Source organism: Thermocrispum sp., assembly GCF_002919275.1.
GTDB lineage: Bacteria > Actinomycetota > Actinomycetes > Mycobacteriales > Pseudonocardiaceae > Thermocrispum > Thermocrispum agreste.
On the sequence record NZ_PKFA01000028.1, the window covers coordinates 1 to 23,902 of the forward strand.

At 69.6% G+C, this 23,902-nt stretch carries 21 protein-coding genes and 1 other RNA gene; 8 read left to right on the forward strand and 14 right to left on the reverse strand.

The genetic code is table 11. The annotated features are described in order from the left end of the window. A partial coding sequence (locus CXP56_RS06450; protein WP_286900382.1) for an EamA family transporter occupies positions 1-316 on the forward strand: 316 nt, incomplete at its 5' end. 466 nt (positions 317-782) lie between these two features. Here CXP56_RS06450 and CXP56_RS06455 read toward each other — a convergent pair. From CXP56_RS06455 to CXP56_RS06485, 7 genes are all read right to left on the reverse strand, one after another. Then, the gene (locus CXP56_RS06455) at positions 783-1,919 is read right to left on the reverse strand and encodes an ABC transporter ATP-binding protein (protein WP_051310357.1); all 1,137 of its coding nucleotides are present in this window, start codon (positions 1,917-1,919) and stop codon (positions 783-785) included. After that, positions 1,916-2,923 (reverse strand): ABC transporter ATP-binding protein, encoded by a 1,008-nt coding sequence (locus tag CXP56_RS06460; protein ID WP_028848496.1) that lies wholly within the window; start codon positions 2,921-2,923, stop codon positions 1,916-1,918. The genes CXP56_RS06455 and CXP56_RS06460 overlap by 4 nt, the downstream gene beginning before the upstream one ends. Before the next feature lie 34 nt (positions 2,924-2,957). After that, a complete protein-coding gene (locus CXP56_RS06465; protein ID WP_028848495.1) occupies positions 2,958-3,890 on the reverse strand; it encodes an ABC transporter permease in 933 nt (310 codons plus the stop codon). Position 3,891: 1 nt separating this feature from the next. After that, positions 3,892-4,896, reverse strand: coding sequence for an ABC transporter permease (locus CXP56_RS06470; RefSeq protein WP_028848494.1), 1,005 nt, complete (start codon positions 4,894-4,896; stop codon positions 3,892-3,894). A gap of 95 nt (positions 4,897-4,991) precedes the next feature. After that, positions 4,992-6,659 carry an ABC transporter substrate-binding protein gene (locus CXP56_RS06475; protein WP_286900386.1) on the reverse strand — a complete coding sequence of 556 codons (1,668 nt, stop codon included), beginning with the start codon at positions 6,657-6,659 and terminating at the stop codon, positions 4,992-4,994. A 194-nt stretch (positions 6,660-6,853) separates the two neighbouring features. Then, positions 6,854-7,450, reverse strand: a complete 597-nt coding sequence (gene recR / locus CXP56_RS06480) for a recombination mediator RecR (RefSeq protein WP_028848492.1) — start codon at positions 7,448-7,450, stop codon at positions 6,854-6,856. Positions 7,451-7,456: 6 nt separating this feature from the next. Next, the gene (locus tag CXP56_RS06485; RefSeq protein WP_028848491.1) at positions 7,457-7,822 is read right to left on the reverse strand and encodes a YbaB/EbfC family nucleoid-associated protein; all 366 of its coding nucleotides are present in this window, start codon (positions 7,820-7,822) and stop codon (positions 7,457-7,459) included. A gap of 302 nt (positions 7,823-8,124) precedes the next feature. Between CXP56_RS06485 and CXP56_RS06490 the strand changes: the two genes are divergently transcribed. Continuing rightward, positions 8,125-8,766 (forward strand): N-acetylmuramoyl-L-alanine amidase, encoded by a 642-nt coding sequence (locus tag CXP56_RS06490; RefSeq protein WP_038045468.1) that lies wholly within the window; start codon positions 8,125-8,127, stop codon positions 8,764-8,766. A 4-nt stretch (positions 8,767-8,770) separates the two neighbouring features. Here CXP56_RS06490 and CXP56_RS06495 read toward each other — a convergent pair whose 3' ends face one another. The 5 genes from CXP56_RS06495 to gcvT form a co-directional block, all read right to left on the reverse strand. Next, complete coding sequence (locus tag CXP56_RS06495) at positions 8,771-10,681, reverse strand: DNA polymerase III subunit gamma and tau (RefSeq protein WP_028848489.1); 1,911 nt, start codon at positions 10,679-10,681, stop codon at positions 8,771-8,773. A gap of 200 nt (positions 10,682-10,881) precedes the next feature. Further along, positions 10,882-10,978: signal recognition particle sRNA small type (gene ffs, locus CXP56_RS06500), an RNA gene on the reverse strand. 42 nt (positions 10,979-11,020) lie between these two features. Next, positions 11,021-11,791: an SDR family oxidoreductase gene (locus CXP56_RS06505; RefSeq protein ID WP_028848488.1), complete on the reverse strand. Its 771-nt coding sequence runs from the start codon at positions 11,789-11,791 to the stop codon at positions 11,021-11,023. A gap of 11 nt (positions 11,792-11,802) precedes the next feature. Next, entirely contained in the window at positions 11,803-13,455 is a 1,653-nt protein-coding gene (locus tag CXP56_RS06510) for a BCCT family transporter (RefSeq protein ID WP_245566706.1), read from the reverse strand. A 172-nt stretch (positions 13,456-13,627) separates the two neighbouring features. After that, on the reverse strand, positions 13,628-14,731 hold the full coding sequence (gene gcvT / locus CXP56_RS06515; RefSeq protein WP_286900392.1) for a glycine cleavage system aminomethyltransferase GcvT: 1,104 nt from the start codon (positions 14,729-14,731) through the stop codon (positions 13,628-13,630). A gap of 165 nt (positions 14,732-14,896) precedes the next feature. On the opposite strand from gcvT, the gene CXP56_RS06520 reads away from it, so the two are divergent. Together CXP56_RS06520 and CXP56_RS06525 are read left to right on the forward strand one after the other, a co-directional pair. Next, positions 14,897-16,189 (forward strand): M14 family metallopeptidase, encoded by a 1,293-nt coding sequence (locus CXP56_RS06520; RefSeq protein WP_028848485.1) that lies wholly within the window; start codon positions 14,897-14,899, stop codon positions 16,187-16,189. Between the two features lie 89 nt (positions 16,190-16,278). Beyond that, on the forward strand, positions 16,279-17,241 hold the full coding sequence (locus CXP56_RS06525) for an NADPH:quinone oxidoreductase family protein (protein WP_028848484.1): 963 nt from the start codon (positions 16,279-16,281) through the stop codon (positions 17,239-17,241). A gap of 102 nt (positions 17,242-17,343) precedes the next feature. Here CXP56_RS06525 and CXP56_RS06530 read toward each other — a convergent pair whose 3' ends face one another. Beyond that, positions 17,344-17,841 (reverse strand): SRPBCC family protein, encoded by a 498-nt coding sequence (locus tag CXP56_RS06530; RefSeq protein WP_028848483.1) that lies wholly within the window; start codon positions 17,839-17,841, stop codon positions 17,344-17,346. 80 nt (positions 17,842-17,921) lie between these two features. On the opposite strand from CXP56_RS06530, the gene CXP56_RS06535 reads away from it, so the two are divergent. After that, positions 17,922-19,898, forward strand: a complete 1,977-nt coding sequence (locus CXP56_RS06535; RefSeq protein ID WP_286900395.1) for a M20/M25/M40 family metallo-hydrolase — start codon at positions 17,922-17,924, stop codon at positions 19,896-19,898. 70 nt (positions 19,899-19,968) lie between these two features. Next, entirely contained in the window at positions 19,969-20,724 is a 756-nt protein-coding gene (locus CXP56_RS06540; RefSeq protein WP_286900396.1) for a sulfite exporter TauE/SafE family protein, read from the forward strand. Here CXP56_RS06540 and hisC read toward each other — a convergent pair. Further along, complete coding sequence (gene hisC, locus CXP56_RS06545) at positions 20,705-21,766, reverse strand: histidinol-phosphate transaminase (RefSeq protein ID WP_028848480.1); 1,062 nt, start codon at positions 21,764-21,766, stop codon at positions 20,705-20,707. The two genes, CXP56_RS06540 and hisC, sit on opposite strands and share 20 nt — an antisense overlap. A gap of 211 nt (positions 21,767-21,977) precedes the next feature. On the opposite strand from hisC, the gene CXP56_RS06550 reads away from it, so the two are divergent. Both CXP56_RS06550 and CXP56_RS06555 read left to right on the forward strand, forming a co-directional pair. Then, entirely contained in the window at positions 21,978-22,637 is a 660-nt protein-coding gene (locus CXP56_RS06550; RefSeq protein WP_028848479.1) for a hypothetical protein, read from the forward strand. Further along, a partial coding sequence (locus CXP56_RS06555) for a hypothetical protein (protein ID WP_286900398.1) occupies positions 22,634-23,902 on the forward strand: 1,269 nt, incomplete at its 3' end. The genes CXP56_RS06550 and CXP56_RS06555, both read left to right, overlap by 4 nt.

Genomic DNA, 23,902 nt, shown 5'->3' on the forward strand with positions numbered 1-23,902 from the left:
GGCGCTGGCCGGGCTGGCCTACATCGTGCTGGCCGCCACGATCACCGGCACGGGCATCTGGACCGCGCTCATGCGGCGCAACCCGGCCACCGCCGTCGCTCCGTTCTCGCTGCTGGTGCCGATCGTCGGCATGACGTCCGCGATGATCGTCCTCGGCGAGCAGCCCACCGCGGTCGAACTGATCGCGAGCGTGGTGGTCATCACCGGTGTCCTGCTCGGCTCACTGCCCGGGCGGAAACGGCCGCAGCCGACGGCCTTGGCGGTCGACGCCACAGAGCCTGCGCCGGCTTCGCCGCTGAGCAGCCGCGCCACCTGATTTCGGTGCCGCAGATCACCAGGCACGCAGATACGTCGGATGCTGCTGCTCCAGCACGTCAGTGCTGCTGCTCCAGTACGTCGGTGCTGCTGCTCCGACCGCCGTGGGTCGAGTGCTCTGGTCGGATGCTCTGCTCCAGCCACCGTGGATCGACTCGCGCCCATCCGGTGCTCCAGTAGTGCCTTGGCAATCGGCCGGCCGTGCTCCTCGTCCGGTTCGACCCAACCGCCCGATCCGGCCGCATTTCGCCGTCCGACGGGTCGCGGACGAGCGGAGGCACCGTCTCGAAGCACGCGGTGGTCTTGCCGTCGATCGCCCCGGTCACGAACCCGTGCCCCGAACCAGGTCGACATCACGGAGTGACGTCGGATCGGAAGTTCTTGCCACGACTCCGCGTCAGGAATGCGCAATGAGCGGGCAGGACAACCTGCCCGCTCACTCACGTCGACGTCTTGGAGACGGGCGGTCAGACGATGTCGGTGACCGTGACCGGGGTGTCCGGGACGTCGCGCGGGCCGACTTCCGTTTCCACCAGTTCGGGTTCGACTTCGTGGCGGGTGATCTTGCCCGCTTCGATGTCCTCGGCCCAGTGGCATGCCACCCGGTGACCGGGGCGGATCTCCCGCAGCTCGGGCCGTTCGGTGGCGCACTTCTGCTCCTGCCGCCACGGGCAGCGGGTGTGGAAGCGGCACCCAGCGGGCGGCTTGGCCGGCGACGGCAGGTCCCCGGCCAACAGGATCTGTTCGCGGGAATCCTCCACGACCGGGTCCGGCACCGGGATGGCCGACAGCAGCGCACGCGTGTACGGATGCAGCGGCGTCTGGTACAGCTCGTCCGAATCTGCTTCCTCGACCACCGAGCCCAGATACATCACGCCGATGCGGTCGGAGATGTGCCGCACCACCGCGAGGTCGTGCGCGATGACGATGTAGGTGAGGCCGAACTCGCCCTGCAGGTCCTCCAGCAGGTTGATCACCTGTGCCTGCACCGAGACGTCCAGCGCCGACACCGGCTCGTCCGCCACGATCAGGTCCGGTTGCACGGTCAACGCCCGGGCGATCCCGATGCGCTGCCGCTGCCCGCCCGAGAACTCGTGCGGGTACTTGTACAGCGAGTACGACGGCAGGCCGACCGCGTCGAGCAGCTCCCGCAGGCGCTTCCCGGTCTGCTGCCGATCCTTGGCCAGTCCGTGCGCGCGCATTCCCTCGACCAGGATCGACTCCACCGACTGGCGTGGATCGAGGCTGGACAACGGGTCCTGGAACACCATCTGCATCCGTCGGCGCATGCGGCGCAGCTCCTCGCCGTCGAGCGTGGACAGATCCACACCGTCGAAGACCGTGCGGCCGCCGGTGGGTTCGACCAGCCGTAGCAGCGCCCGGCCCAGCGTCGTCTTGCCACACCCGGATTCGCCGACCAGGCCGTAGGTCTCCCCCCGGCGCACGACGAGATCGACGCCGTCGACCGCGTAGACGTGCCCGACCACGCGGTCCAGGATGATGCCGCGCTTGATCGGGAAGTGCACCTTCAGGTCCTCGACGCTGACCAGCACGTCGGAGGTGCCCGGCGCCTCCGGCTGAATCTGCTCCGCGGTCTGGGTCATCGCGCAACCTCCGAAGTCGCCGGCTGCTCCGCCGCGGGTTCGACCGGGTGGTAGCAGCGCAGCATGCGGCCGCCGGGCAGCTCTTCCAGCGGCGGCGGCCCCTGGACACAGTCGTCGTTGGCGTTCGGGCAGCGCGGCGCGAACGCGCATCCCTCGGTCCACGGGATGTTGTCGATCACCGAACCGGTGATCGGCACCAGCCGCTCACCCCGCGGCATGTCCAGGCGCGGGATCGAGCCCAGCAGGCCGTTGGTGTACGGGTGGCGCGGCTCGGCGAACAGCGCATACCGCTCGGCCCGCTCGACGATGCGCCCCCCGTACATCACGTTCACCTCGTCGCACAGGCCGGCGACCACACCGAGGTCGTGCGTGATCATGATCATCGCGGTCTCGGTGTTGGCCACCAGCTCCGACAACAGCCGCAGGATCTGCGCCTGGATGGTGACGTCCAGCGCGGTGGTCGGCTCGTCGGCGATCAGCAGCTTCGGGCGGCACGCCAGCGCGATCGCGATCATCACCCGCTGCCGCATGCCGCCGGACAGCTGATGTGGGTACTCGTCGATGCGCCGGGCCGGGTCCGGGATGCCCACCTTCTGCAGCAGCTCGACCGCCTCGGCCCGCGCCTGCTTGTTGTCCAGGCCCTGGTGCCGCTGCAGGGTCTCGGTCAGCTGCTTGCCGATGGTGATCACCGGGTTCAGCGCCGACAGCGGGTCCTGGAACACCATGCCCAGGTCCCGGCCGCGCCGGTCGCGCATCTGGGCGTCCGACAGCGACAACAGCTCGGTGCCCTCGAACCGCACCGACCCGGTGACCTGCACGCCACGCTTGGGCAGCAGGCCCATGATGGCCAGCGAGGTCACCGACTTCCCGCTGCCCGACTCACCGACCAGGCCGATCGTCTGCCCCGATTCCACGGTGAAGCTCACCTTGTCCACCGCCACCGTCGGCTCGATCCCCTTGCGACCGAACACCACGGTGAGGTCCTCGACCTCCAGCAGCGCCATGGTCAGCTCCACCTCCGTTCCGATGTCATCGCCATCACCTGCGGTTCTTGGGGTCGAGGGCCTCGCGCATGGATTCGCCGAGCAGCGTGAACCCGAGCGCGACGACGATGATGGCGCCCGCCGGGAAGAAGGCCAGCGACGGCTTGACCTCGAACACGCGCTGCGCCTGCGCCAGCATCAGGCCCCACTCGGCACGAAACGGATCCTGGTCGCCGAGGCCGAGGTAGGACAGGCTGGCCGCCTCCAGGATCGCGGTCGCCAGCGTCAACGTGGCCTGCACGATCACCGGCCCGAGCGCGTTCGGCAGCATGTGCCGGAACACGATGGTGGTGCGCTTGACGCCCAGCGCGGTGGCCGCGAGCACGTGGTCGCTTTCCCGCTGCGCCAGCATCGAGCCGCGCAACAGGCGGGCGAACACCGGCACGCTGACCATGCCGACCGCGATGATGACCGTCCACTGGTTGCTGCGCGCGAACAGTGCCGCGATGGACACCGCCAGGATCAGCGCGGGCAGCGACAGCAGCACGTCGACCAGCCGCATCAGCAGGCTGTCCACCCAGCCGCCGATCGCGCCGGCCAGGCCACCGATGATCATCCCGAGCATCAGGCCGAACAGGGTGGCCAGCACCGCCACGATCAGCGTCTGCTGGGACGCGACCAGCAGCCGGGAGAAGAAGTCGAACCCGTCCGCATCGCTGCCCAGCAGGAAGCCGGGCATCGGCCCCGGGATGTTCGTGACGGTCAGGTTCTCCAGCAGCTCCGGATACGGCCGGTACGGGTCCTTGGGGGCAAGCAGCGGAGCGAACGCGGCGAGCAGCACGAACAGCACCACGATCACCAGGCCGACCAGCGCGACCGGGTCCCGCAGCATCCGCTTGAGCGCTTGCTTGGCCAAGCTGGTGCCGCCTTGCCCGGCGGCCGCCAGCTCGTCGATGCGGCGCTTCTTGCGCTCGAGCAACATCTGCATGTCAGCTCACCCGCACCCTCGGGTCGATGATCGCGTAGGAGATGTCGACCAGCAGGTTGACCACCACGTAGACCACCGCGGCCAGCAGGATCAGCGCCTGCAATCGCGGGTAGTCGCGCTGCTCGATGCCCTGGGCGAGCAGGAAGCCGAGGCCACGCCAGACGAACACTTTCTCGGTCAGCACCGCCCCGGCCAGCAGCAAGCCGGTCTGCAGGCCGATGGTGGTGGCCACCGGCAGCAACGCGTTGCGCAGCACGTGGCGGGTGCGCACCACCTGGGCGGTCAATCCCTTCGACTCCGCGGTGCGGATGAAGTCCTCGTTCAGCACGTCCAGCACCGACGCCCTGGTGATGCGCACGATCACCGCGAACGGAATGGTGGCCAGCGCGATCGCGGGCAGCGCCAGATGCTCGAGCGCGTTCAGCGTGGCGTCGAACTCACCGGTCAATATGCCGTCGAGGGTGGCGAACCCGGTCACCGACGTCGCGTCGATGTCGACGTCCTGTCTGCCGGACGGCGGCAACCACGCCAGCTGGGTGGAGAAGACGTACTTGAGCAAGAAACCGAGAAAGAACACCGGGACCGCGACACCGACCAGGGTGCTGATCACGATGCCGGTGTCGAACAGGCTTCCCCGGTACCGGGCGGCCAGGTAGCCGAACGGGATGCCGAACGCCACCGCCAGAAACAGCGCGGCGAACGCCAGCTCGATGGTGGCCGGGAAGTGCCTGCCGATCTCGGTCAGCACCGAGTCCCCGGTGATGGTCGACGTGCCGAAGTCGCCGTTGAGCATCCGGCCGAGGAACTTCAGGTACTGGACCGGGATCGGGTCGTTGAGACCCATCGTCTCGTTCAGTTCCGCGATGCGCTGCGGCGTGGCCCGCTCACCGAGCATGGCGCTGGCCGGCCCGCCGGGCAGCGCCCGGAACCAGGCGAATATCAGCAACGACAGGATGAAAAGCGTCGGGATCGCTTGCAGCAACCGCCGAACGATGAACCTCAGCATGGAACCGCCCGTGTGGTGGGAACCGGCGAGTGCCCACCCGGTCATGGGTGGGCACTCGCCGTACTACTGCGCGTCGGACACGCCAGCTGTGCGCGTCAGTCCGATTGCTTCTTACTGACCGTCACGAACCGCTCGTCCGTCAACGGGCTCGGGACCAGCCCTTGCACGTTCTTGGACACCACGATCGCCGGCGGCGACGAGGTCAGCGGGATGGCCGGAACGTACTTGGAGATCTCCACCGCGGCCTGCTCGTACAGCTCACCGCGCTTCTCCGGGTCCGGCTCATGGTCGGCCGTGGCCAGCGCATCGAAGATCTTCTCGTTGGTGAAGCCGAACTCGGCCTTCTTCCGCCCGAAGAACGTTCCGATGAAGTTGCCCGCGTCGCCGTAGTCACCGGTCCAGCCGAGCAGGTGCAGGTCGTGCTTGCCGTTCACGGTGACGTCGTCGAGGTAGCCGCCGTTCCACGGCTTGCTGACCTCTTCCACCTGCACCCCGGCCGCCTTCAGGTCGGAGATGATCGACTTGGCGATCGACCGCGGATCCGGCATGTACGGACGGGTCACCTCGGTCGGGATGTAGAACTTCACCTTCAACCCGTTGAGCACCTTCTTGGCCTCCTCCGGGTTGTACTCCCGCTTGACCACGTCCTCGGTGTACCCGGGCAGGTCCTGCGGCACGAACTGGTCACGGGCCACCGCGCCCTTGGGCAGCCTGGTCTTGGCCAGCTGCTCCTTGTTGATGGCCATCTCCAGCGCCTCGCGGACCTTCAGGTCACGCAGCTTCGGGTTGTTCTTCTGGTTGATGCCCAGGTACAGGATGTTGAACACCGGCCGGACCATCACCTGGTGGCCTTCGTCCTCCAGCGCCTGGTAGTCGGCCGGGCTGGGCAGGTCGTAACCGTCGATGGTGCCTGCGCGCAGTTCGTCCTTGCGGGCCTGCTCCTCCGGGATCGTCTTGAAGATCAGCTTGTCCAGGTACGCCTTGTCGCCCCAGTAGTCCTCGTTGCGCACCAGCGTCACGGTGCCGTTCGCCTTGTCGTAGGACTCCAGCTTGAACGGACCCGTGCCGGTCGGGTGCTTGGTGGCGTACTCGGAGTAGGTGAACGCCTCGCCGCTCTGCTTGACCTCGTCGGCGTTGTACTTCTTCATCGCCGTCGGGCTGCCGATGGACAGCGAGGTGAGGCCGAAGGCCGCCGGGAAGGCACCGCTCGGCCGGGTCAGCTTGATGGTGACGGTGTAGTCGTCCTCCTTCTCGCACCCGGCGTACAACGGCTCGCCGAAGTCCTCGCTGGTGTTGTTCTTGAAGCCGCCGAAGACGTCGGCGTAGTAGATCATCTGGCTCTGCGCGGCGGCGCCCTTCATGTTGTACCAGCGGTCGAAGTTGAAGCAGACCGCGTCGGCGTTGAAGTCGGTGCCGTCGTGGAACTTCACGCCCTCGCGCAGCGTGAACTTCCAGCCCTTGCCGTCGTCGACCGGCTCCCACTTGGTCGCCAGAGCCGGCGCCAGCTCGGCGGTGCCCGGCTTGTAGGTGATCAGCGTTTCGAACATCTGCCGCACCGGCCGGAACGTCTCCCCGTCGGTGGCGAAGGTGGCGTCGAACATCTTGGGGTCGCCCGCGCTGCCGAACGTCAGCGTGCCGCCCCTGACCTGACCCTCACCACCTTGGCCGCGCTCGGAAGCGCACGCGGCCACCGACAGCGCGAGCGCGCTCGCCAGCCCGATCAGGGCCGCCTTCTTCCATCTCGTTGCCCTGTTGTGGAGCATCTGGCACCTCTTGCCCGTTTCGATCCATCGTCGCCCGCATGGGTGAGCGGCCAACGCGTTGCGTGTCGGGGCCAGACGATAGCCGGAATGGCCCGACGACATAAGCCCGGCAGGTCACGATCCTGCTACGCGGCCGTAAGACTTTGACCGCTCACGGGCGGCACGGACACCGTTCGATGCGGCGTTTCGCCTGGTCAGACCTGACGGCGGCCGGACAGCGCCCGACCGAGCGTCAGTTCGTCGGCGAATTCCAGATCACCACCCATGGGCAACCCGGACGCCAATCGCGTCACCGTCAGATCGGGGAAGTCGCGCAGCATCCGAACCAGATACGTGGCCGTTGCCTCACCCTCCGTGTTCGGATCGGTCGCGATGATGACCTCGCGGACCTCGTCGGAGGAGATGCGCGCCAGCAGCTGGCGGATGCGCAACTGGTCCGGCCCGACGCCGGACAGCGGGTCCAGCGCGCCACCCAGCACGTGGTAGCGGCCCTTGAACTCGCGGGTGCGCTCGATCGCCAGCACGTCCTTGGGTTCCTCCACCACGCAGATCGTGGTGGCGTCCCGCCGCGGATCCCGGCAGATGCGGCACTTGTCCTGTTCCGCGACCGTGCCGCAGACCTCGCAGAACTGCACCCCGGCGGCCACCGCGTTCAGCACGTCGACCAGCCGCTTGATGTCGGCCGGATCGGAACCCAGCAAGTGGAAGGCGATGCGCTGGGCGCTCTTCGGACCGACGCCGGGCAGCCGCCCCAGCTCGTCGATCAGATCCTGGACGACGCCTTCGTACAACCTCGACTACTTTCCGGTGCCGGGCAGACCGAGGCCGCCGAGGTCCAGCCCGCCGGGGCCGCCGAGGCCACCGGCCATCGGGCCGAACTTCTCCGCGGTCAGCCGCTGCGCGGCGGCCATCGCGTCGCGCACCGCGGCCACCACCAGGTCCGCCAGTGTCTCCACATCGTCGGGATCGACCACCTTCGGGTCGATGCTCAGGCTCTTCAGCTCCAGGTCCCCGCTGACCACCGCGGAGACCAGGCCGCCGCCAGCGGTGCCGGTGACTTCCGCGTCGGCCAGCTCCTGCTGCATGTTCAGCAGCTGCTGCTGCATCTGCTTGGCCTGCTCCAGGATCGCCTGCATGTCGGGCATGCCCCCGGACTGCTCCATCGCCCTTGCCTTTCTGCGTGAACCTTCACCGCTACGGCTCGTCTAGCCAGCCTAGCGCCGTCGAGCATGGCACTGTGGGGCCCGTGCGAAGGTGGCTGTGCTCTGTCTTAGCAGTGATGGCCGTCGGTGCGTGCAGCAACGCCCCGGAAACCAGCCCCAACGGGCATGCCGACCGGCCGAGCTCCCCACCGCCGGCCAGCTCGCGTCCGGCCCAGAGCACGCGTCCAGTTCCGCCGTCGGCCGCGCCGACGCAGCCACCCAACTCGGCGTCGGCCACGGCCACGACCCAGGCGAAGAAGGCCGTGGTCGTGCTCGATCCCGGCCACAACGGCGGGAACGCGGCCGCACCCGAGGAGATCAACCGCCACGTCCCGGCAGGCCGCGGCCGCACCAAGCCGTGCAACACCACCGGCACGGCCACCAACGACGGCTATCCCGAGCACGCGTTCACGTTCGACGTAGCCAAGCGGGTGCGCCGCTTGCTGCGGCAACAGGGGATCGAGGTGGTCATGACGCGCCAGTCGGACGACGGCGTCGGGCCTTGTGTCGACCGCCGGGCGGACATCGGGAACCGAACTCGAGCCGACGCGGTGGTCTCCATCCACGCCGACGGGGCCGAAGGCACGGCCCGCGGATTCCACATCGCCTACTCCTCCCCGCCACTGAACGCCGCGCAAGGAAAGCCGTCCGTCCGATTGGCCCGTACTCTGCGCGATGCGCTGCGCGACGCGGGCTTCCCGCTCTCGACCTACCTGGGATCGGACGGGTTGGCACCGCGGGACGACCTGGCCGGGCTCAACCTGTCGAAGCGCCCCGTGGTGCTCGTCGAGTGCGGCAACATGCGCAACCCGCAGGAAGCGGCCACGATGAAGCAGGCGGCCGGACGGCAGAAGTACGCCGACGCCATTGCCGACGGCGTGCTGCGGTACCTCGGGGCGCGGTGACGACCTACTCCAGCGGCCGGGCGCCCAGCTGATCGGACAGCAGCTTGATCGCCGTTTCGCCCGGGTCCTCCGGCTTGTCCTGCTCCGCCGGCATCGACGACGGCTCCTCCACGTAGAGGTCCTCGTCGTCCTCCGGTGGTTCGGGGGGCAGCGGCGGGTCCTCGGGCTCCGGCGGCGCGGCGGCCGCAGGCGGGTTCGGCTCCGCCGGACGGGCTCCACGCGATGGAGCCGGGCTGGGTGGCGCCGCCATGGCCGGACCGACACTGTCCGCGGGCACGCAACGCACCCGCCATTGGCCGCCGAACACCTCGGTCAGCGCGTTGGCGATGACATCGGCGTTCCGCGGGTCGCACAGCCGACGGGCCAGCGGCTCGGCCGGATGCATCAGCGTGACGTCGCCGCCGTCCACCGCATGCACCGTGGCGTTGATCATCATCGCCTCGGTGCTGCGGGACTGCTTGCGCACCGCTTTCAGGATCTCCGACCACCTGCTGCGTACCCCTTCGGCATCCAGCTGCCCAGCGGCAGCCTGCGTCGCCGGGGCCTCCGGCGCCGGAGCTTGTGGCTGCGGCTGGGGTGGCGCCGCGGGACGCCGCTGGGGAGCAGACTCCACTCGCGCGGCCGGAGCCGGCGCGGCGGCCGGTGGGTCAGCCTGCGCAGCGGGCCGGCTCGCCGAAGGACGCTGGTACCGCGGCGCGGCCGCACCGGGCTCCGCATCCGCGGCAGAGCCTGCGGAGGCGGGAGCCGACCCCGCTGTGGTCATCCGCCGCTCCAACCGCTCCAGCCTCTGCAGCACCGCGCCCTCGGAGTCGTCCGCCGCAGGCAGCAGCATCCGCGCGCACAGCAGCTCGAGCACCAGCCGCGGAGCGGTCGCGCCGCGCATGTCGAGCAGGCCGTTGTGCACGATCTCCGCGTACCTGGTCAACGTGGCGGGCCCGATGCGCTGGGCCTGCTCCTCCATCCGGGCCAGCTGGTCCTCGGGCGCGGCGACCAGACCGCGCGAGCCGGCATCCGGCACCGCCCGCAGCAACAGCAGGTCCCGCAGCCGGTCGAGCAGATCGCTGGCGAAGCGACGCGGATCGTGGCCGGCGTCGACCAGCTGCTCGATCGTGCCGAACACCGCCTTCGGGTCGTCCGCCGCCAGGCCTTCGACCAGCTTGTCCAGCAGGGCGGAATCCGTCACGCCCAGGATGGCCGCGGCCTGCTCGTAGGTGACGCCGTCCGGCCCGGCACCGGCCAGCAGCTGGTCCAGCACCGACTGGGTGTCCCTGGCCGATCCCCCACCGGCCCGGATGACCAGCGGATACACCGCGGGGTCCACCCGCACCCCCTCGGCGGCCACCACCCGCTCCAGCAGTTCGCGCATGGCCGGGGGCGGGATCAGCCGGAACGGGTAGTGGTGCGTGCGCGAGCGGATGGTCGGCAGCACCTTGTCCGGCTCGGTGGTGGCGAAGATGAAGATCAGGTGCTCCGGCGGCTCTTCCACGATCTTCAGCAGGGCGTTGAAACCCTGCGTGGTGACCATGTGCGCCTCGTCGATGATGAACACCCGGTAGCGGGACTCGGCGGGCGCGAAGAACGCCCTGTCCCGCAGCTCCCTGGCGTCGTCGACACCGCCGTGGCTGGCCGCGTCCAGCTCCACGACGTCGACCGTGCCCGGGCCTTCCGGGGCGAGGTTGACGCACGAGGCGCATTCGCCGCACGGATCGGGCGTGGGCCCCTGCTCGCAGTTCAGCGAACGGGCCATGATGCGCGCGCTGGACGTCTTCCCGCAGCCGCGTGGCCCGGAGAACAGATACGCGTGGTTGATCCGCCCGGACGCCAACGCTGCCCGAAGCGGTTCCGTCACGTGGTCCTGGCCAACGACCTCGGCAAAAGTCGCCGGACGGTATTTGCGATACAGCGCGAGAGCCACGGGCCGAGAGTACCGCCGGGGGCGGACGCTCCTCACGCCCCCGGGTCGGCCCACCCCGGCCCCGTCGACGGCAGCCCCACCACAGGACGCTCCTCACGCCCCCGGGTCGGCCCGGCTTGCGGCTCGGCGCGCGGCCGGTGAGCGGGGACGCTCCTCACGCCCCCGGGTCGGCCCACCACGAACGCAGGCACCCCACCCGCACAAAAGGGGACCCCCGCACCCGTCAGAGCCTGCTTATCCTTGCTGCCTTCCGGCCCTGGGGAGGTTCACAGGGTGGACGTCGCGGGGGTCCGCCGTTCAGTGTAGACCGGGTGCGCCGCAGTCTCGCACCGCGGGCACTCACTTCACCGAGAACCGCCTGCTCAGAAAGTCCGCGAACGAACCACCGAGCCGTTCCCCGTCCGGTCCCAGCAGGTGCAAGCCGGCCTGGAAAGCCCGGGCCGTTCTTCCCCACACCGGCACCCGGACCACCCGGCGTCGCCGGCCGGCCGCCGCGCAGTACTCCGCGACCAACTCCGCCAACGACTGCACGCGGGGACCTCCGATGTCCCGTGCTCGTCCAACCGGGTCCCCCAACGCCAGCTCGGCGACCCGCCCGGCGACCTGTTCGACGTCGATCGGTTGCACCGAAACGCCGTGTGGCGCCAGTGCAACCGCCGGCCTGGCCAGCGCGGCGGCGATCCGCAACACCAGCTCGTGGAATTGGGTGGCGCGCTGCACGGTGTACGGCACTCCTGAGTCGGCGATCAACCGCTCGGTGTCCAGCTTCGCTTGGTAGTACGGCATCGGGTGGTCGTCGATGCCGACGATGGAGACGTAGAGGAAATGCCTGACGCCGTGCTCGCGGGACAACTCCAACAGCCGCTGCGCACCGAGCTGCTCGACGCGACGGAACCGAGCACCGGTCGCGCAGTGCACGATCGTGTCGACCCCGGCGACCGCAGCGGCCAGCCCCTCGCCGGTCGTCAAGTCGCCCTTGCGCTGCTCGCCCTGCCCGCCCGGGCGCGGGTGCCTGGTCAACACCACGACACGGCAACCGGCGGCAACCAGCCGCTCGACCACATGCGTGCCGAGCGTGCCGGTGCCGCCGGACACCAGAATGCTGCGCACGACAGGTGACGTTACCTGCCGCCGGACACGTTGTTCGGTTCGACCAGGCCGTCCTCGATCAGGTTCTGCGTCACGTGCTCGGTCAGTTCCTGCTGCTGCTGCCTGCGCTGTATCCGCAACGCGATCTCACGTTCGGCGCGGAATTGTTTCAGGCTCGCCCAGCACATCAGGATCATCACCACGCTGAACGGCAGGGCAATGATGATCGCCGCGTAGCGCAACGCGGTCAGGCCCGCTTGGTCGCCGACGGTCAGCAGCACCGCCGCGATCGCGCCCTCCATCACCGACCAGAACACCCGGCTCCACGTCGGCGGCTCGGGGTGGCCGCCCGAAGCGAGCATGTCGACCACCAGCGATCCGGAGTCGGACGAGGTGACGAAGAACAACACGACGAGGATGATCGCCACGCCGACCAGCACCTTCCCGCCGGGGAACCCGTCGAGCAGCTCGAACAGCGAGTTGTCGACGTTGACCGAGATGTTGTTGCCGTCGGCGTCCAGCAACGGCTGGCCGTCCTGGCCCCGGGCGATCAACGTGCCCGGGGCGTTCCGCTCCTCGTTCAGTGCGGTGCCACCGAACACGGTGAACCACACGAACGCGAGCGTGGCCGGCACCAACAGCACGGCCGCGACGAATTGGCGGACCGTGCGGCCCTTGGAGATCCGAGCGATGAACACGCCGACGAAGGGCGCCCAGGAAATCCACCAGCCCCAGTAGAACGCCGTCCACCAGCCCTGCCACGCGGTGCCGTCTTCACCGGCCAGCGCGGTGGTGTTGAAGCTGTGCTTCACCAGCTCCTGGAAATACAGGCCAACCGCCTCGACGAATTCCCTGGCAAGGAACAGCGAAGCTCCGGCGACCGCGACGAAGAACAACAGCACGGCGGCCAGGCCCATGTTGATGTTCGACAGCCACCGGATGCCCCGGCGAACGCCGGTCACCACGGACACGGTCGCCATCAGCGTGATGGCACCGATCAGCACGATGTAAACGATCTTGCCCGGATCCCCGCCGATGATCTCCAGAAAGCTCAGACCGGATCCGATCTGCAGCACACCGAGGCCGAGGGACGTCGCCACGCCGAACAGCGTCCCGACAATGGCCGCGATGTCGACGACGTCACCGATCCATCCCCTGACCTTGTTGCCGAAAATCGGCTGGAGCGTCCAGCGAATGGAGACCGGCTTGCCTTTGCGATGCACTGCGTAAGCGATCGCCACACCGACGACGACGTAGATGGCCCACGGGTGCAAACCCCAGTGCAGGAAGGTGGTCACCAGGGACTCGTGCACGCCTTCGTCGGTCATGCCGCTCGGCGCGCCGGCTGCCCGGTTCGGCACCCCCGCGTAGTGGCTCAGCGGCTCGGCGACCCCCCAGAACACCAGGCCGATCCCCATGCCCGCGGCGAACAGCATGCAGAACCACGACAGCACCCCGAACTCGGGTTCGTCGTCGTCCTTGCCGAGCTTGATGTCACCGAAATGTCCGAGGCCGATCCACAGTGAGAATGCCACGAACCCGGTGACCAACAGCGTGTAGTACGAGCCGAACCACTCCACGATCCACATTTGGACCGGGGCCATCACGTCGTCGTTCATCGTCGTCGGCCACACCGCAGCCGCCACGACGAAAACGATCACGATGGCCGCTGCGGGCCAGAACACCGGCCCGTGGACCGTCCGGTACCACGGGAGCCGGTCCGTATCAGACTGGCGCTCCGCCTCTACCGCCACAAGTTTCGCCCCTCTCTTGTTCTGTCCTGTCCTTCCGGCACTTCGGGGCTATCGGACGTTAGCGGCGCGAAGTAACAAAACGATGTACGAACTCGTGGGTTCGTCACGAACGCCGATAGAACGGCAACTCGACGACCTCGACCGGCAGTTGCTTGCCGCGCACGTCGACCTGCAGCTCGGTGCCCGGCTCACGGAACCCGGCGTCCACGTAAGCCATTGCGACCGGATACCCCAGCGTGGGGCTGAGCGCCCCGCTGGTGACGTGGCCGATGGGCCCGTCCGGCCCGAGCACCGGGTAGCCGGCCCGCGGTGCGCGCCTGCCGGTACCCCGAAGCCCGATCAGGACCTTCTCGTCGGGTCGCCCCGCCCGCGCGGCCAGCGCCTCGCGGCCGACGAACCCGCCTTCCTTGTCCAGCTTCACGATCCGTCCGAGCCCGGCGTCGAACGGAGTCACTTCCCGACTGAGCTCGTTACCATACAGCGGCATGCCCGCTTCCAGGCGAAGGGTGTCGCGGGCCGCCAGCCCGGCGGGCAGCAGGTCGTGCGGCTTTCCCGCCTCGGCCAGCTTGGCCCACACCTCGGCGGCATGGTCCGGCGCACAGTAGAGCTCGAAGCCGTCCTCGCCGGTGTAGCCGGTGCGGGAGAGCAAAACGTCGTGACCGGTCACCTGGGCCGGTGCCGCCGAGTAGTACTTCAGCCCGTCCACGTCCGCATCGCACACGGCGCGGACGATCTCCGGCGACGCGGGGCCTTGCACGGCGATCAGGGCGTACTCGGCGGAGCGGTCGGTCACCGTCGCTCCGGAGAAGCGTGCGGCGCGCTCGGTGAGCGCTTCGGCCACCACCGTCACGTTCGCCGCATTGGCCACGACCAGGAAGCGGTCCTCGGCCAGCCGGTAGACCACGAGGTCGTCCATCACCCCGCCGTCCTCGGCGCACAGCATGGTGTAGCGGGCCTTGCCCGGCTTGAGCGTGGACACGGTGCCCACCACGGCGTAATCCAGCGCCTGCCCGGCCTGCGACCCGGTGACCTCGATCTCGCCCATGTGGGACAGATCGAACATGCCGGCCGCTTGCCGCACGGCCCGGTGTTCGGCCAGGTCGGAGCTGTAACGAACGGGCATGGTCCAGCCCGCGAACTCGGTGAAGGTCGCGCCCAGGTCGTGGTGGACCTCGTACAACGGTGATGGCTTGCCGGTAGCAGTCATGCGTTCATCTTCGCGGTGCAGGCAAGACCGCAACCCGGCCGGGTTCACCCGACTATCGGCGGATAGCCGCGCTCGATCGGCTGAACGCGACTTTCGACGGTGTTGCACCGCGCGCACTACCAGCACCGTGAGAAGTACACCAACTACTTGCGCGCGGAGGAAAAAATGCCCACTCGACGCGGGTTGGCCGCAGCCGCGGCGCTCGCAGCAGGACTCGCGGTGCTGGTCCCGGCGGCCGCCCAGGCGGACGCACCGGCCCCGCAGACCGTCGACAGTGCCACCGTCTACACCATCACCGGCTTGAACAGCGTCGCCAAGCGCACGTCCGTGGCCCGGTCCGGCGTCGACGTGCTCAGCGCCGACCACGGCATCATGACCGTGCGGGCGACCAAGGAACAGGCCGCCAAGCTGCGCGCGGCCGGGTTCCGGCTGATCGCGGACACCGACGTGCTCAAGCGGCTCGCCGAGCGGTCCAAAGGCAAGAAGCCCGGCGACTTCCCGCCTGCCGACTCCGGCTACCACAACTACGACGAGATGGTGGCCGAGATCACCAAGGCCGCCCAGGACCACCCCGACATCGTCCAGGTCAGCAGCATCGGCACGTCCTACGAGGGCAGGGACATCCCGCTGGTGAAGATCAGCGACTCGGCGGCCGTCGACGAGGACGAGCCCGAGGTGCTGTTCACCTGCAACATGCACGCACGGGAGCACCTGACCACGGAGATGTGCCTGCACATCGTCAACCGGTTCACCGACGGTTACGATTCCGACCCGAAGATCAAGTCGCTGGTGGACACCGCGGAGATCTGGGTCGTCCCGATGGTGAACCCGGACGGCGTGGAGTACGACATCGCCACCGGCCAGTACCGGTTCTGGCGCAAGACCCGCAAGCCCAACGAGGGCAGCCAGTACGTCGGCACCGACATCAACCGCAACTTCTCCTACAAGTGGGGCTGCTGCGGCGGGTCGAGCGGCCACCCGGGCGCCGAGGACTACCGCGGCGCGGCCCCCGAGGACCAGCCGGAGACCAAGGCGATCACCACGTTCGTCGACTCCCGGGTGATCGACGGTGAGCAGCAGATCAAGGGCCACATCGACTTCCACACGTTCAGCGAGCTGGTGCTGTGGCCGTTCGGGCACACCACCGACGAAACCACCGACGGCATGACCGAGGAGGAGGCGGCCCGGTTCCGCAGGGTCGGCACCCGGATGGCGAAGAGCAACGGGTACACCCCGGAGCAGGCGAGCGACCTGTACATCACCGACGGGGACATCAACGACTGGATGTGGGGCAAGCACAAGATCCTCAGCTTCTGCTTCGAGATGTACCCGTCCAGCGGTGGCATCGACGGCTTCTACCCGCCGGACGAGGTGATCGAGCGGGAGACCAGCCGGAACGACGGAGCCGTTGACATCCTCCTGGAGGAGGTCGGCGCGGGCAGCGGCACCGCAGGCTGATCTCCGGCGCGACGTGGCCCCGATCACCCGGCCCTGACGGTGATCGGGGCCACACTCAGTGTGGCCGTCGGTGTGATTGCATGTGGCGCATGCGAGCCGTGCACATCGAGCGCCTGGACGGGCCCGCCGCGGTGCGGGTGGTGGACATCGCCGAGCCGGAGCCGGGCGAAGGCCAGGTGTTGATCGACGTTCACGCCGCGGGCGTGACGTTTCCCGAGGTGCTGCAGAGCCGCGGGAAGTACCAGATTCAGCCGGAGCTGCCGTTCGTGCCTGGCTCCGAGGTCGCCGGGACGGTGCGGTCGGCCCCGGAGGGCTCCGGATTCCAGCCCGGCCAGCGGGTCGCCGCGTTCCCCGGCTTCGGCGGTTTCGCCGAGACGGTCGCGGTCGACCGGCGGGCGGTGTTCCGCCTGCCGGAGCGGATGAGCTTCGAGACCGCGGCCGCGATCCCGATGAACGTGCTGACCTCGCACTTCGCCCTGGTGCACCGGGGCAGGCTGCAGCCGGGCGAGATCGTGCTGGTGCACGGCGCCGCGGGCGGGATCGGCACGGCGTCGATCCAGCTGGCCAAGGTGCTCGGCGCCCGGGTGATCGCCGTGGTGTCCACCGACGCCAAGGCACAGGTCGCGCGGGACGCAGGCGCGGACGACGTGGTGCGGGTCGACGGGTTCAAGGACGCGGTGCAGGAGCTGACCGGCGGCGTGGACATCGTGGTCGACCCGGTCGGCGGCGACCGGTTCACCGACTCGCTGCGCTGCCTGCGCCCGGACGGCAGGCTGCTGGTCATCGGCTTCACCGCGGGCGAGATCCCGACCGTGAAGGTCAACCGGCTGCTGTTCAACAACATCGCGGTGGTCGGGGTGGGCTGGGGCCCGTACTGGAGGCCGCAGCCGGAGTTCATGCAGCGGCAGTGGGACGACCTGTGGCCGCACATCAGCTCCGGCGTGCTCGACCCGCTGATCGGCGCCCGGTTCCCGCTGTCCGAGGTCGGCAAGGCGCTGCAGACGCTGGAGGATCGCGCGGCGCTGGGCAAGGTGGTGCTCCAGGTCCGCTAGCGCGGCCGGCGCACCGTTCGGCACCCGGCGCGCGCCCGTCGCCGAGAACGACGCCGACGCCGCCCGGAAATCCGTTCAGCACTCGGCGCGCGCGCCCGTCCCTCAGACGTCGGCGGAGTTGGCCGCTTGCCGCTCGGCGTACTCCTTGAGCCGCTGCAGCGTGCGTTCGATGTTGCGCTGGTTGTGCCGGTCGCGGTCGGGCACGCCGAGCAGGTACCTGTTCACCAGCTTGGTCGGCAGGTCCGGCGCCAGGCGGCGGGTGCTCTCGGTGACCCGGCAGCCCCGCTCGGTGGCTTCGATGTCGTAGCTCCACACCGCGGTCGGCACGCCGAGCAGGCTGACCTGGAACGCGAAGCGGCAACGCTGCGGGTCCTCCGTGGCCTCGGTGACGGTGCACTTCATCGCCCACCTGCGGCCCTTGTGCCGGTTGACGCCCCGGAACTGGGCGCCGACGGCGGGCCCGGTGGCACCGCCCAGCCACACGCAGCGCTCGGTCTCCTCGGCCCACTCCGGCAAGCCGGTCACGTCGGAGACGATGCGATACACCAGCTCCGGCGGGGCGGCGATGTCGATGGAACTGTGCGCGGTCGGCTCTGCCACGGCGCCTCCTTCGCTGTCTGGTTGCTCACCTTATCCGCGCGAGCTGCCGGTGACCGGGTCGTGGTGGCAGGATCACATGCATGGCCGAGCTCGATCACCTGGTGTGCGTGGTGGACGACCTCGGCACATGCACGCGGCAGTTCGCCGAAGCCGGCTTCGTCGCGTGGCGCTCGCCGTCCGGTGGCACCGTGCAGGTTCCGCTGGCGCACTGCCGCTTGGAGCTGCGCTCCACTCCCTGGGGCCGGCGGCTGCTGCGCAGATGGCGACGGCACTCGGGATCGGAACACGAACCGGGAACCGTCGTCCCGGTGCTGCGGGTGGACGACCTCGAAGAGGCCGTCGCAGCCCTGCGGTCCGCCGGGTTCGCCGTGCACGACCCGGTGGACCGTGAGCGATCGGCACCCGGCGGAGAACGGAGCCGCTGGCGCCAGGCGGACTGCGATGATCCCGATGTCCCGCTGGTGATCGAATACCGCTCGGCCCCGCCCGACGACCGCCACGGCGAGCGCGAGATCCGGCGCGTGGTGGTGCCCGTCCACGACCTTGATCGGGCCGCCCGTGCTTACCGTGCCCTGCTGCCCGGCGAGGGCGCGGTGTGGCGGGCGGGAGACACCGTCCTGCAGCTGGTGCCGCGCTCCTCCGTGCAGCGCGCGACCGTCGAGTTGACCGGCGCTCCCCTCCCCGATCCGTTGGTGAAGCTCGGGCTGAGCGTCCGTCACCGGCCGGGAGACGTCGATCCCGCCGCCGAGCGGCTGGCTCAGGCGGTGCGGTACCGCACGGTTTCCTACGAAGAGCGCGATCGCATCGACGACGGGCAATTCGCCCAGTTCGGCCAGTTCCTCGAGCGGTCGTTCCCACGCGTGCATGCGGAGCTCGAACTGCGCACGGCGGGACACAGCCGGCTCTACCGTTGGGCCGGCCGCGCGGATGGGCGGCCCGCGGCATTGTTGCTCGCCCATCAGGACGTCGTGCCGGTCGACGACGAGGCAGCCTGGACGTATCCGCCGTTCGAGGGCGTCATCGCCGACGGATACGTGTGGGGCCGCGGCACCATCGACGACAAGTCACGCGTGCTGGCGACGCTGGAGGCGGCCGAGCGGGCCCTGGCGGACGGGTGGCGTCCGCGACGCACGGTCTACCTGGCATTCGGCCACGACGAGGAAATCGGCGGCATGCACGGCGCAGCGAAGATGGCCGACCTGCTGGCCGCGGAGGGTGTCGTCGCCGACTTCGTGCTCGACGAGGGCGGCGTGATCGGCTTGGGACTGGTCGACGGCGTGCCGGTGCCGACCGCGATGATCATGACCGGCGAGAAGGGTTTCGCCACCGTGCGGCTGTTCACCAGCGACGTCGGCGGTCACTCGTCCATGCCGCCGCGCCAGACGGCGGTGGCTCGCGTGGCGCGCGCGGTTGCCGACATCCAGGACCATCCGCTGCCGCTGCGCCTGACCGACCCGGTGCGGGAGATGGTCGCCCGCGTCGCGCCGTACATCCGCGGCCCGCTCGGCAAGCTGGCCGGCCGAGCCGCATCGCTGGGCAAACCGCTCGCCTACGCACTGGCGCTCAGCCGGGAAAGCGCTTCGCTGGTGCGCACGACCACCGCACCGACGGTCATCCGAGGCGGTGTCAAACCGAACGTCCTCCCGCAGACGGCCGAGGCGTACGTGAACTTCCGCATCCTGCACGGCGACACCACCGAGAGCGTGCTCGAGCACTGCCGCCGGGTCGTACGTGACAAGCAGGTCGGCGTGGAGCTGGCGCCCGGCGAGCACCATTCCGAACCGTCGCCGATCTCGTCGACCGACAGCCCGGTCTTCCGGATGCTCGCCGAGCTGGCCACGGCGGTCGTGCCGGAGGCGGTGGTCACCACCGGCCTGGTCCCGGGTGCCACGGACGCGCGGCACTACCACCACGTCGCCAGGGAACGATTCAACTTCGCCCCGATCCTGGTGGACAGCGCCGACCTGAGCGGTATCCACGGCACCGACGAGCGGCTGTCGCTGGCCAACTACGCCCGGCTCATCGACTTCACCGGGAGGCTGCTGCGCCGGTTGTGAGCACCGGCCGGCCGTGGCCTGCGCCACGCACGAGAAGCGCCCGGACGATCACTGGCGTAGCTTGCAGGCGGTGAGCTGGTGGCAAGCGGTTCTGATCTTCCTGGCCGGCCTGTGGGCCGGAACCATCAACACCGTCGTCGGCTCCGGCACCCTGGTGACGTTCCCGGTACTGGTGACGGTGGGCTATCCACCGGTCACCGCCACCACGTCCAACGCCATCGGGCTGATCTTCGGCACGGTGGCAGGAACCATCGGCTACCGCCGCGAGCTGGCCGGGCAACGGGCCAGGGTGATGCGGCTGGCGGTAGCCTCGTTCCTCGGCGCGGTGCTCGGCACGGTCCTGCTGCTGTCCCTGCCGCCGACGGCGTTCGAGACGATCGTGCCGGTGCTGATCCTGTTCGCCCTGGCACTGGTCGTGCTGCAACCCAGGATCAGCGCCTGGCTGGGCGAACGCCGCGAGAAGCGGCACGAGCACGGCGGCCTGGCCATGTGGATCGGCACGCTGCTGGTCGGCGTGTACGGCGGCTACTTCACCGCGGCGCAGGGCATCATGCTGCTGGCCATCGGCGGCCTGTTCCTGACCGAGTCGCTGCAGCGGCTCAACGCGCTGAAGAACGTGCTGGCCGGCGTGGTCAACACCGTCGCGGGGATCATCTACGCGTTCCTCGCGCCGGTGAGCTGGCCGGTGGTGGCCATCCTCGCGGTGAGCTCCACGCTCGGCGGGATGCTGGGTGCGAAGATCGGCCGCCGGTTGCCGCCGCAGGTGCTCCGCGCGGTGATCGTGGTGGTCGGCCTGGCCGCGGTGATCAAGCTCCTGCTCGATTGAACGAACGCGCCGCCGCCAGGAAGGTGTCGTTCTCCTCCGGGGTGCCGATGGTCACCCTGGCACCGTCGCCGACGAACGGCCGGACCACGACCTTGCTCGCCAGCGCGTGCTCGGCGAAGGCCGCGGTCTGCTCGCCAAGCGGCAGCCAGACGAAGTTCGCCTGGGTCTCCGGGACGTCGTAGCCCGCGGCGAGCAGCTCGTTGCGCACCCTGCTCCGCTCCGCCACCACCTGGGCGCAGCGGGCCATCAGCTCCTCGTAGGCGTCCAGCGAGGCCAGCGCGGCCGCCTGGGCCAGCGAGTTCACGCTGAACGGCACGTACACCTTGCGCACCGCCGCGGTGACCTTCGGGTTCGACACCAGGTAGCCGACGCGCAGCCCGGCCAGCCCGTAAGCCTTGGAGAACGTGCGCAGCACGGCCACGTTGTCCCGGCCGGCCAGCAACTCGACACCGTCGGGGACGTCGCCGTCGGTCACGTACTCCCGATACGCCTCGTCCAGCGCCACCAGCACACCGTCCGGCACCGCGTCGAGGAACCGCAGCAGCTCTTCCCGGCGAACGACGGTGCCGGTCGGGTTGTTCGGGTTGCACACGAACACCACGCGCGTCCGCGGGGTGATGGCCGCCAGCATCGCGTCGAGATCGTGGGCGTAGCTGTCGTCGAGCGGCACGGTGATCTGCTTGGCCCCGACGACCTGGGTGATGATCGGGTACGCCTCGAACGAACGCCAGGCGAACAGCACCTCGTCCTCCGGCCCGCACATCGCCTGGATGAGCTGCTGGCACAGCGACACCGAGCCGCAGCCGACGGCGACCTGGTCCCGCTCGACCCCCAGCTTGTCCGCCAGCCGCTCGACCAGCGTCCACGCCCCCATGTCCGGGTAGCGGTTGATCGCCTCCGCGGCGTCCGCGATGACGCGCACCACGCTCGGCAGCGGGCCGTCCGCGGACTCGTTGCTGGCGAGTTTGATCGCCCCGGGCACGGACTTGCCGGGCACGTAACTGGGCAGCGTGTCCAGGTCGGTTCGCGGGGTGACGGGCATCGACACGGCTCCTTGTATCTGTCGCGCGACCGGGAACCTCCTGGTGGGAGGCACCGTCGAAGGGGTTGGTCAGTGCTTGTTGGTGGCTTGAGGCTAGCGCGCCGAGGGCCGCCGAGGAATTCCGGCAAAAATCCTTTCCGAATCGGGCCGACTCGGTACCGTGTTTGCAGGGCTTGATCGCCAGGCGCCGCAGGAGGGGGTACTCCGCAGCATGAGCGAAGACAAGTTGGTCGCCCTCGGTGGTGAGGATCCGCCACCGGCTCACCTGGACCCCGCCTACCAGACGGGCGAGGGTACCGTGCCAGGGGTTGCTCCGGCTCCGCCCGTCCCGTCGCCGTCCGATGAAGGTGCGCTGGCGCCCGACCCGGAGGTCGTTGCTCCCGTGACTCCCGGTGACGTGGCCGATGACGACGTCGCCGATGCTCCGCAGCGGCCCGACCCGGACGAGACGTTCGGCAAAGGGTCGGGCGTCGACCTGGTCCCGGTGTCCCGGGACATGGCGGCGCTGAAGGAAGCCGCCCAGGAGGGCAAGCTGCGGCTGGACGAGGAGACCGCCGACGCGCTGCTGAAGGACCTGGCCGACATCAAGGAGAAGGTGGACAAGGTGCTGTCCGAGGCGCGCGAGCTGGACGTGCCGCTCAAGCTCGGCGCCAACTGGGTGGCCGAGACGATGAGCAAGCGGCTGCACGCGGTGGCGGACGGCACCGACAGTGCGGCGATCCGCGTGCTGAAGCAGTTCGCGATGGTGATCGCCGACTACGAGGCGGCGGTGCGGGCGGCGACGCGCCGCTACTACACCACCGAGGAAGAGCTGCAGACGGCGATGCGGGACATGCAACGCAAAGTCGCTGACGAAGGGAGCCGAGCGTGACCCTCCCACCTTCCGAAGGCGGCCTGCGCGGGCGTGGTGGCGGGCAGGCCCAAGGCATTGCTCCCGGCGGTTGTGTCCGGCCGGACGAACCCGGTCTGCCGAAGGGCGGCGGCACCTGGGGCACGGACGACGGCTGGGACACCGACGGCACCCCGCCGGACGAGCGCGACGAGACGCCTGCCGATCGCGGCGGGTCGTCGTCGATGGGTATCGGGCCGGGTGGCTGCATCCCGCCGGACCATTGGCCGAAGGACACCGACTACGGACCGCTCGGCGCGGGCGATCTGCACGCCGACATCGACTGGATGACGTGGAGCCATGAAGAGCTCTACCTGATGGCCACCCAGGGCCTGGACGTGGCCGGGGCCAACGCGGTGGCGGCCAAGTGGGGCGACGTCGGCGTGTTGCTGCAGGAGATCGCCGACGACCTGGACCGGGCCGCGCGCAAGTCGGAAGCGGGCTGGGAAGGGTCGGCCGCCGAGCTGGCCAGGAAGACGGCCGCGCAGCTGGCCCGCTGGGCCGAGGACACCGGCGGCCGCGCGCACGAGGCGGGCACGTGCGTGAGCAGGCAGACGGACATCGCGGTGCGGGCCGCCCGGGAGATGCCGGAGCCGGTCCTGGTGCCCGAGCAGATCCCCATGCCGACCCCGTCGGCGGGCGGCACCGGCGGGGTGGCCGGTGGCGTGAGCGGTGGCGGTTCGGTGGCGCTGGCGTCCAGTGGCGGCACCATGGCCATGTCGGCGTCCAGTGGCGGCACGATGGCCATGTCGGCGTCCGACGGGGTCCGGGTGCTGTCCCCTTCCGGTAGCCCGTTCGTCAGCCAGGATCTCTCCAACGCCGGGCTGCTGGTCCAGGATCCGTGGGGGCCGCTGGAGAAGTCCCGCGCGGCGCACCGGCGAGCCGCCGAGGTCATGCGGACGATGCAGCGCGAGTCGGCCGAGGTGTACGGCTCGGTCCCGTGGTTCACACCGCTCAAGCAGGAGGTGCCGGACGACCGGCGGCGTCGTCCGGACGACGAACCGAGGGCGCCCCGGGTGCCGGACCAGCCGCCGCGGACGACCACGTCGGCGGCATCCGGCGCCGCCGTGGCCACCGGCGCCGGCGCTGCGGGTGCCATCTCCGGGACAGTCGGTGCTGTCGGCGGCGTCGGCAGTCTCGGCGGTGGCGCGGCCGGCGGCACGCCAGGTGGCTCGGGATCGCTTGGCGGCGGCGCGCATTCCGGTGTGCTCGCCGGCGGCAATGCGGGCGCACCCGCCGCTGGCCCG

Excerpts from the sequence above, each read along its gene's own strand:
- CXP56_RS06455 (WP_051310357.1), bottom strand. The coding sequence starts at position 1,919 with ATGACCCAGACCGCGGAGCAGATTCAGCCGGAGGCGCCGGGCACCTCC.
- CXP56_RS06460 (WP_028848496.1), bottom strand. The coding sequence starts at position 2,923 with ATGGCGCTGCTGGAGGTCGAGGACCTCACCGTGGTGTTCGGTCGCAAG.
- CXP56_RS06465 (WP_028848495.1), bottom strand. The coding sequence starts at position 3,890 with ATGCAGATGTTGCTCGAGCGCAAGAAGCGCCGCATCGACGAGCTGGCG.
- CXP56_RS06470 (WP_028848494.1), bottom strand. The coding sequence starts at position 4,896 with ATGCTGAGGTTCATCGTTCGGCGGTTGCTGCAAGCGATCCCGACGCTT.
- CXP56_RS06475 (WP_286900386.1), bottom strand. The coding sequence starts at position 6,659 with ATGCTCCACAACAGGGCAACGAGATGGAAGAAGGCGGCCCTGATCGGG.
- CXP56_RS06485 (WP_028848491.1), bottom strand. The coding sequence starts at position 7,822 with ATGGAGCAGTCCGGGGGCATGCCCGACATGCAGGCGATCCTGGAGCAG.
- gcvT (WP_286900392.1), bottom strand. The coding sequence starts at position 14,731 with ATGACTGCTACCGGCAAGCCATCACCGTTGTACGAGGTCCACCACGAC.
- CXP56_RS06520 (WP_028848485.1), top strand. The coding sequence starts at position 14,897 with ATGCCCACTCGACGCGGGTTGGCCGCAGCCGCGGCGCTCGCAGCAGGA.
- CXP56_RS06525 (WP_028848484.1), top strand. The coding sequence starts at position 16,279 with ATGCGAGCCGTGCACATCGAGCGCCTGGACGGGCCCGCCGCGGTGCGG.
- CXP56_RS06535 (WP_286900395.1), top strand. The coding sequence starts at position 17,922 with ATGGCCGAGCTCGATCACCTGGTGTGCGTGGTGGACGACCTCGGCACA.
- hisC (WP_028848480.1), bottom strand. The coding sequence starts at position 21,766 with ATGCCCGTCACCCCGCGAACCGACCTGGACACGCTGCCCAGTTACGTG.
- CXP56_RS06550 (WP_028848479.1), top strand. The coding sequence starts at position 21,978 with ATGAGCGAAGACAAGTTGGTCGCCCTCGGTGGTGAGGATCCGCCACCG.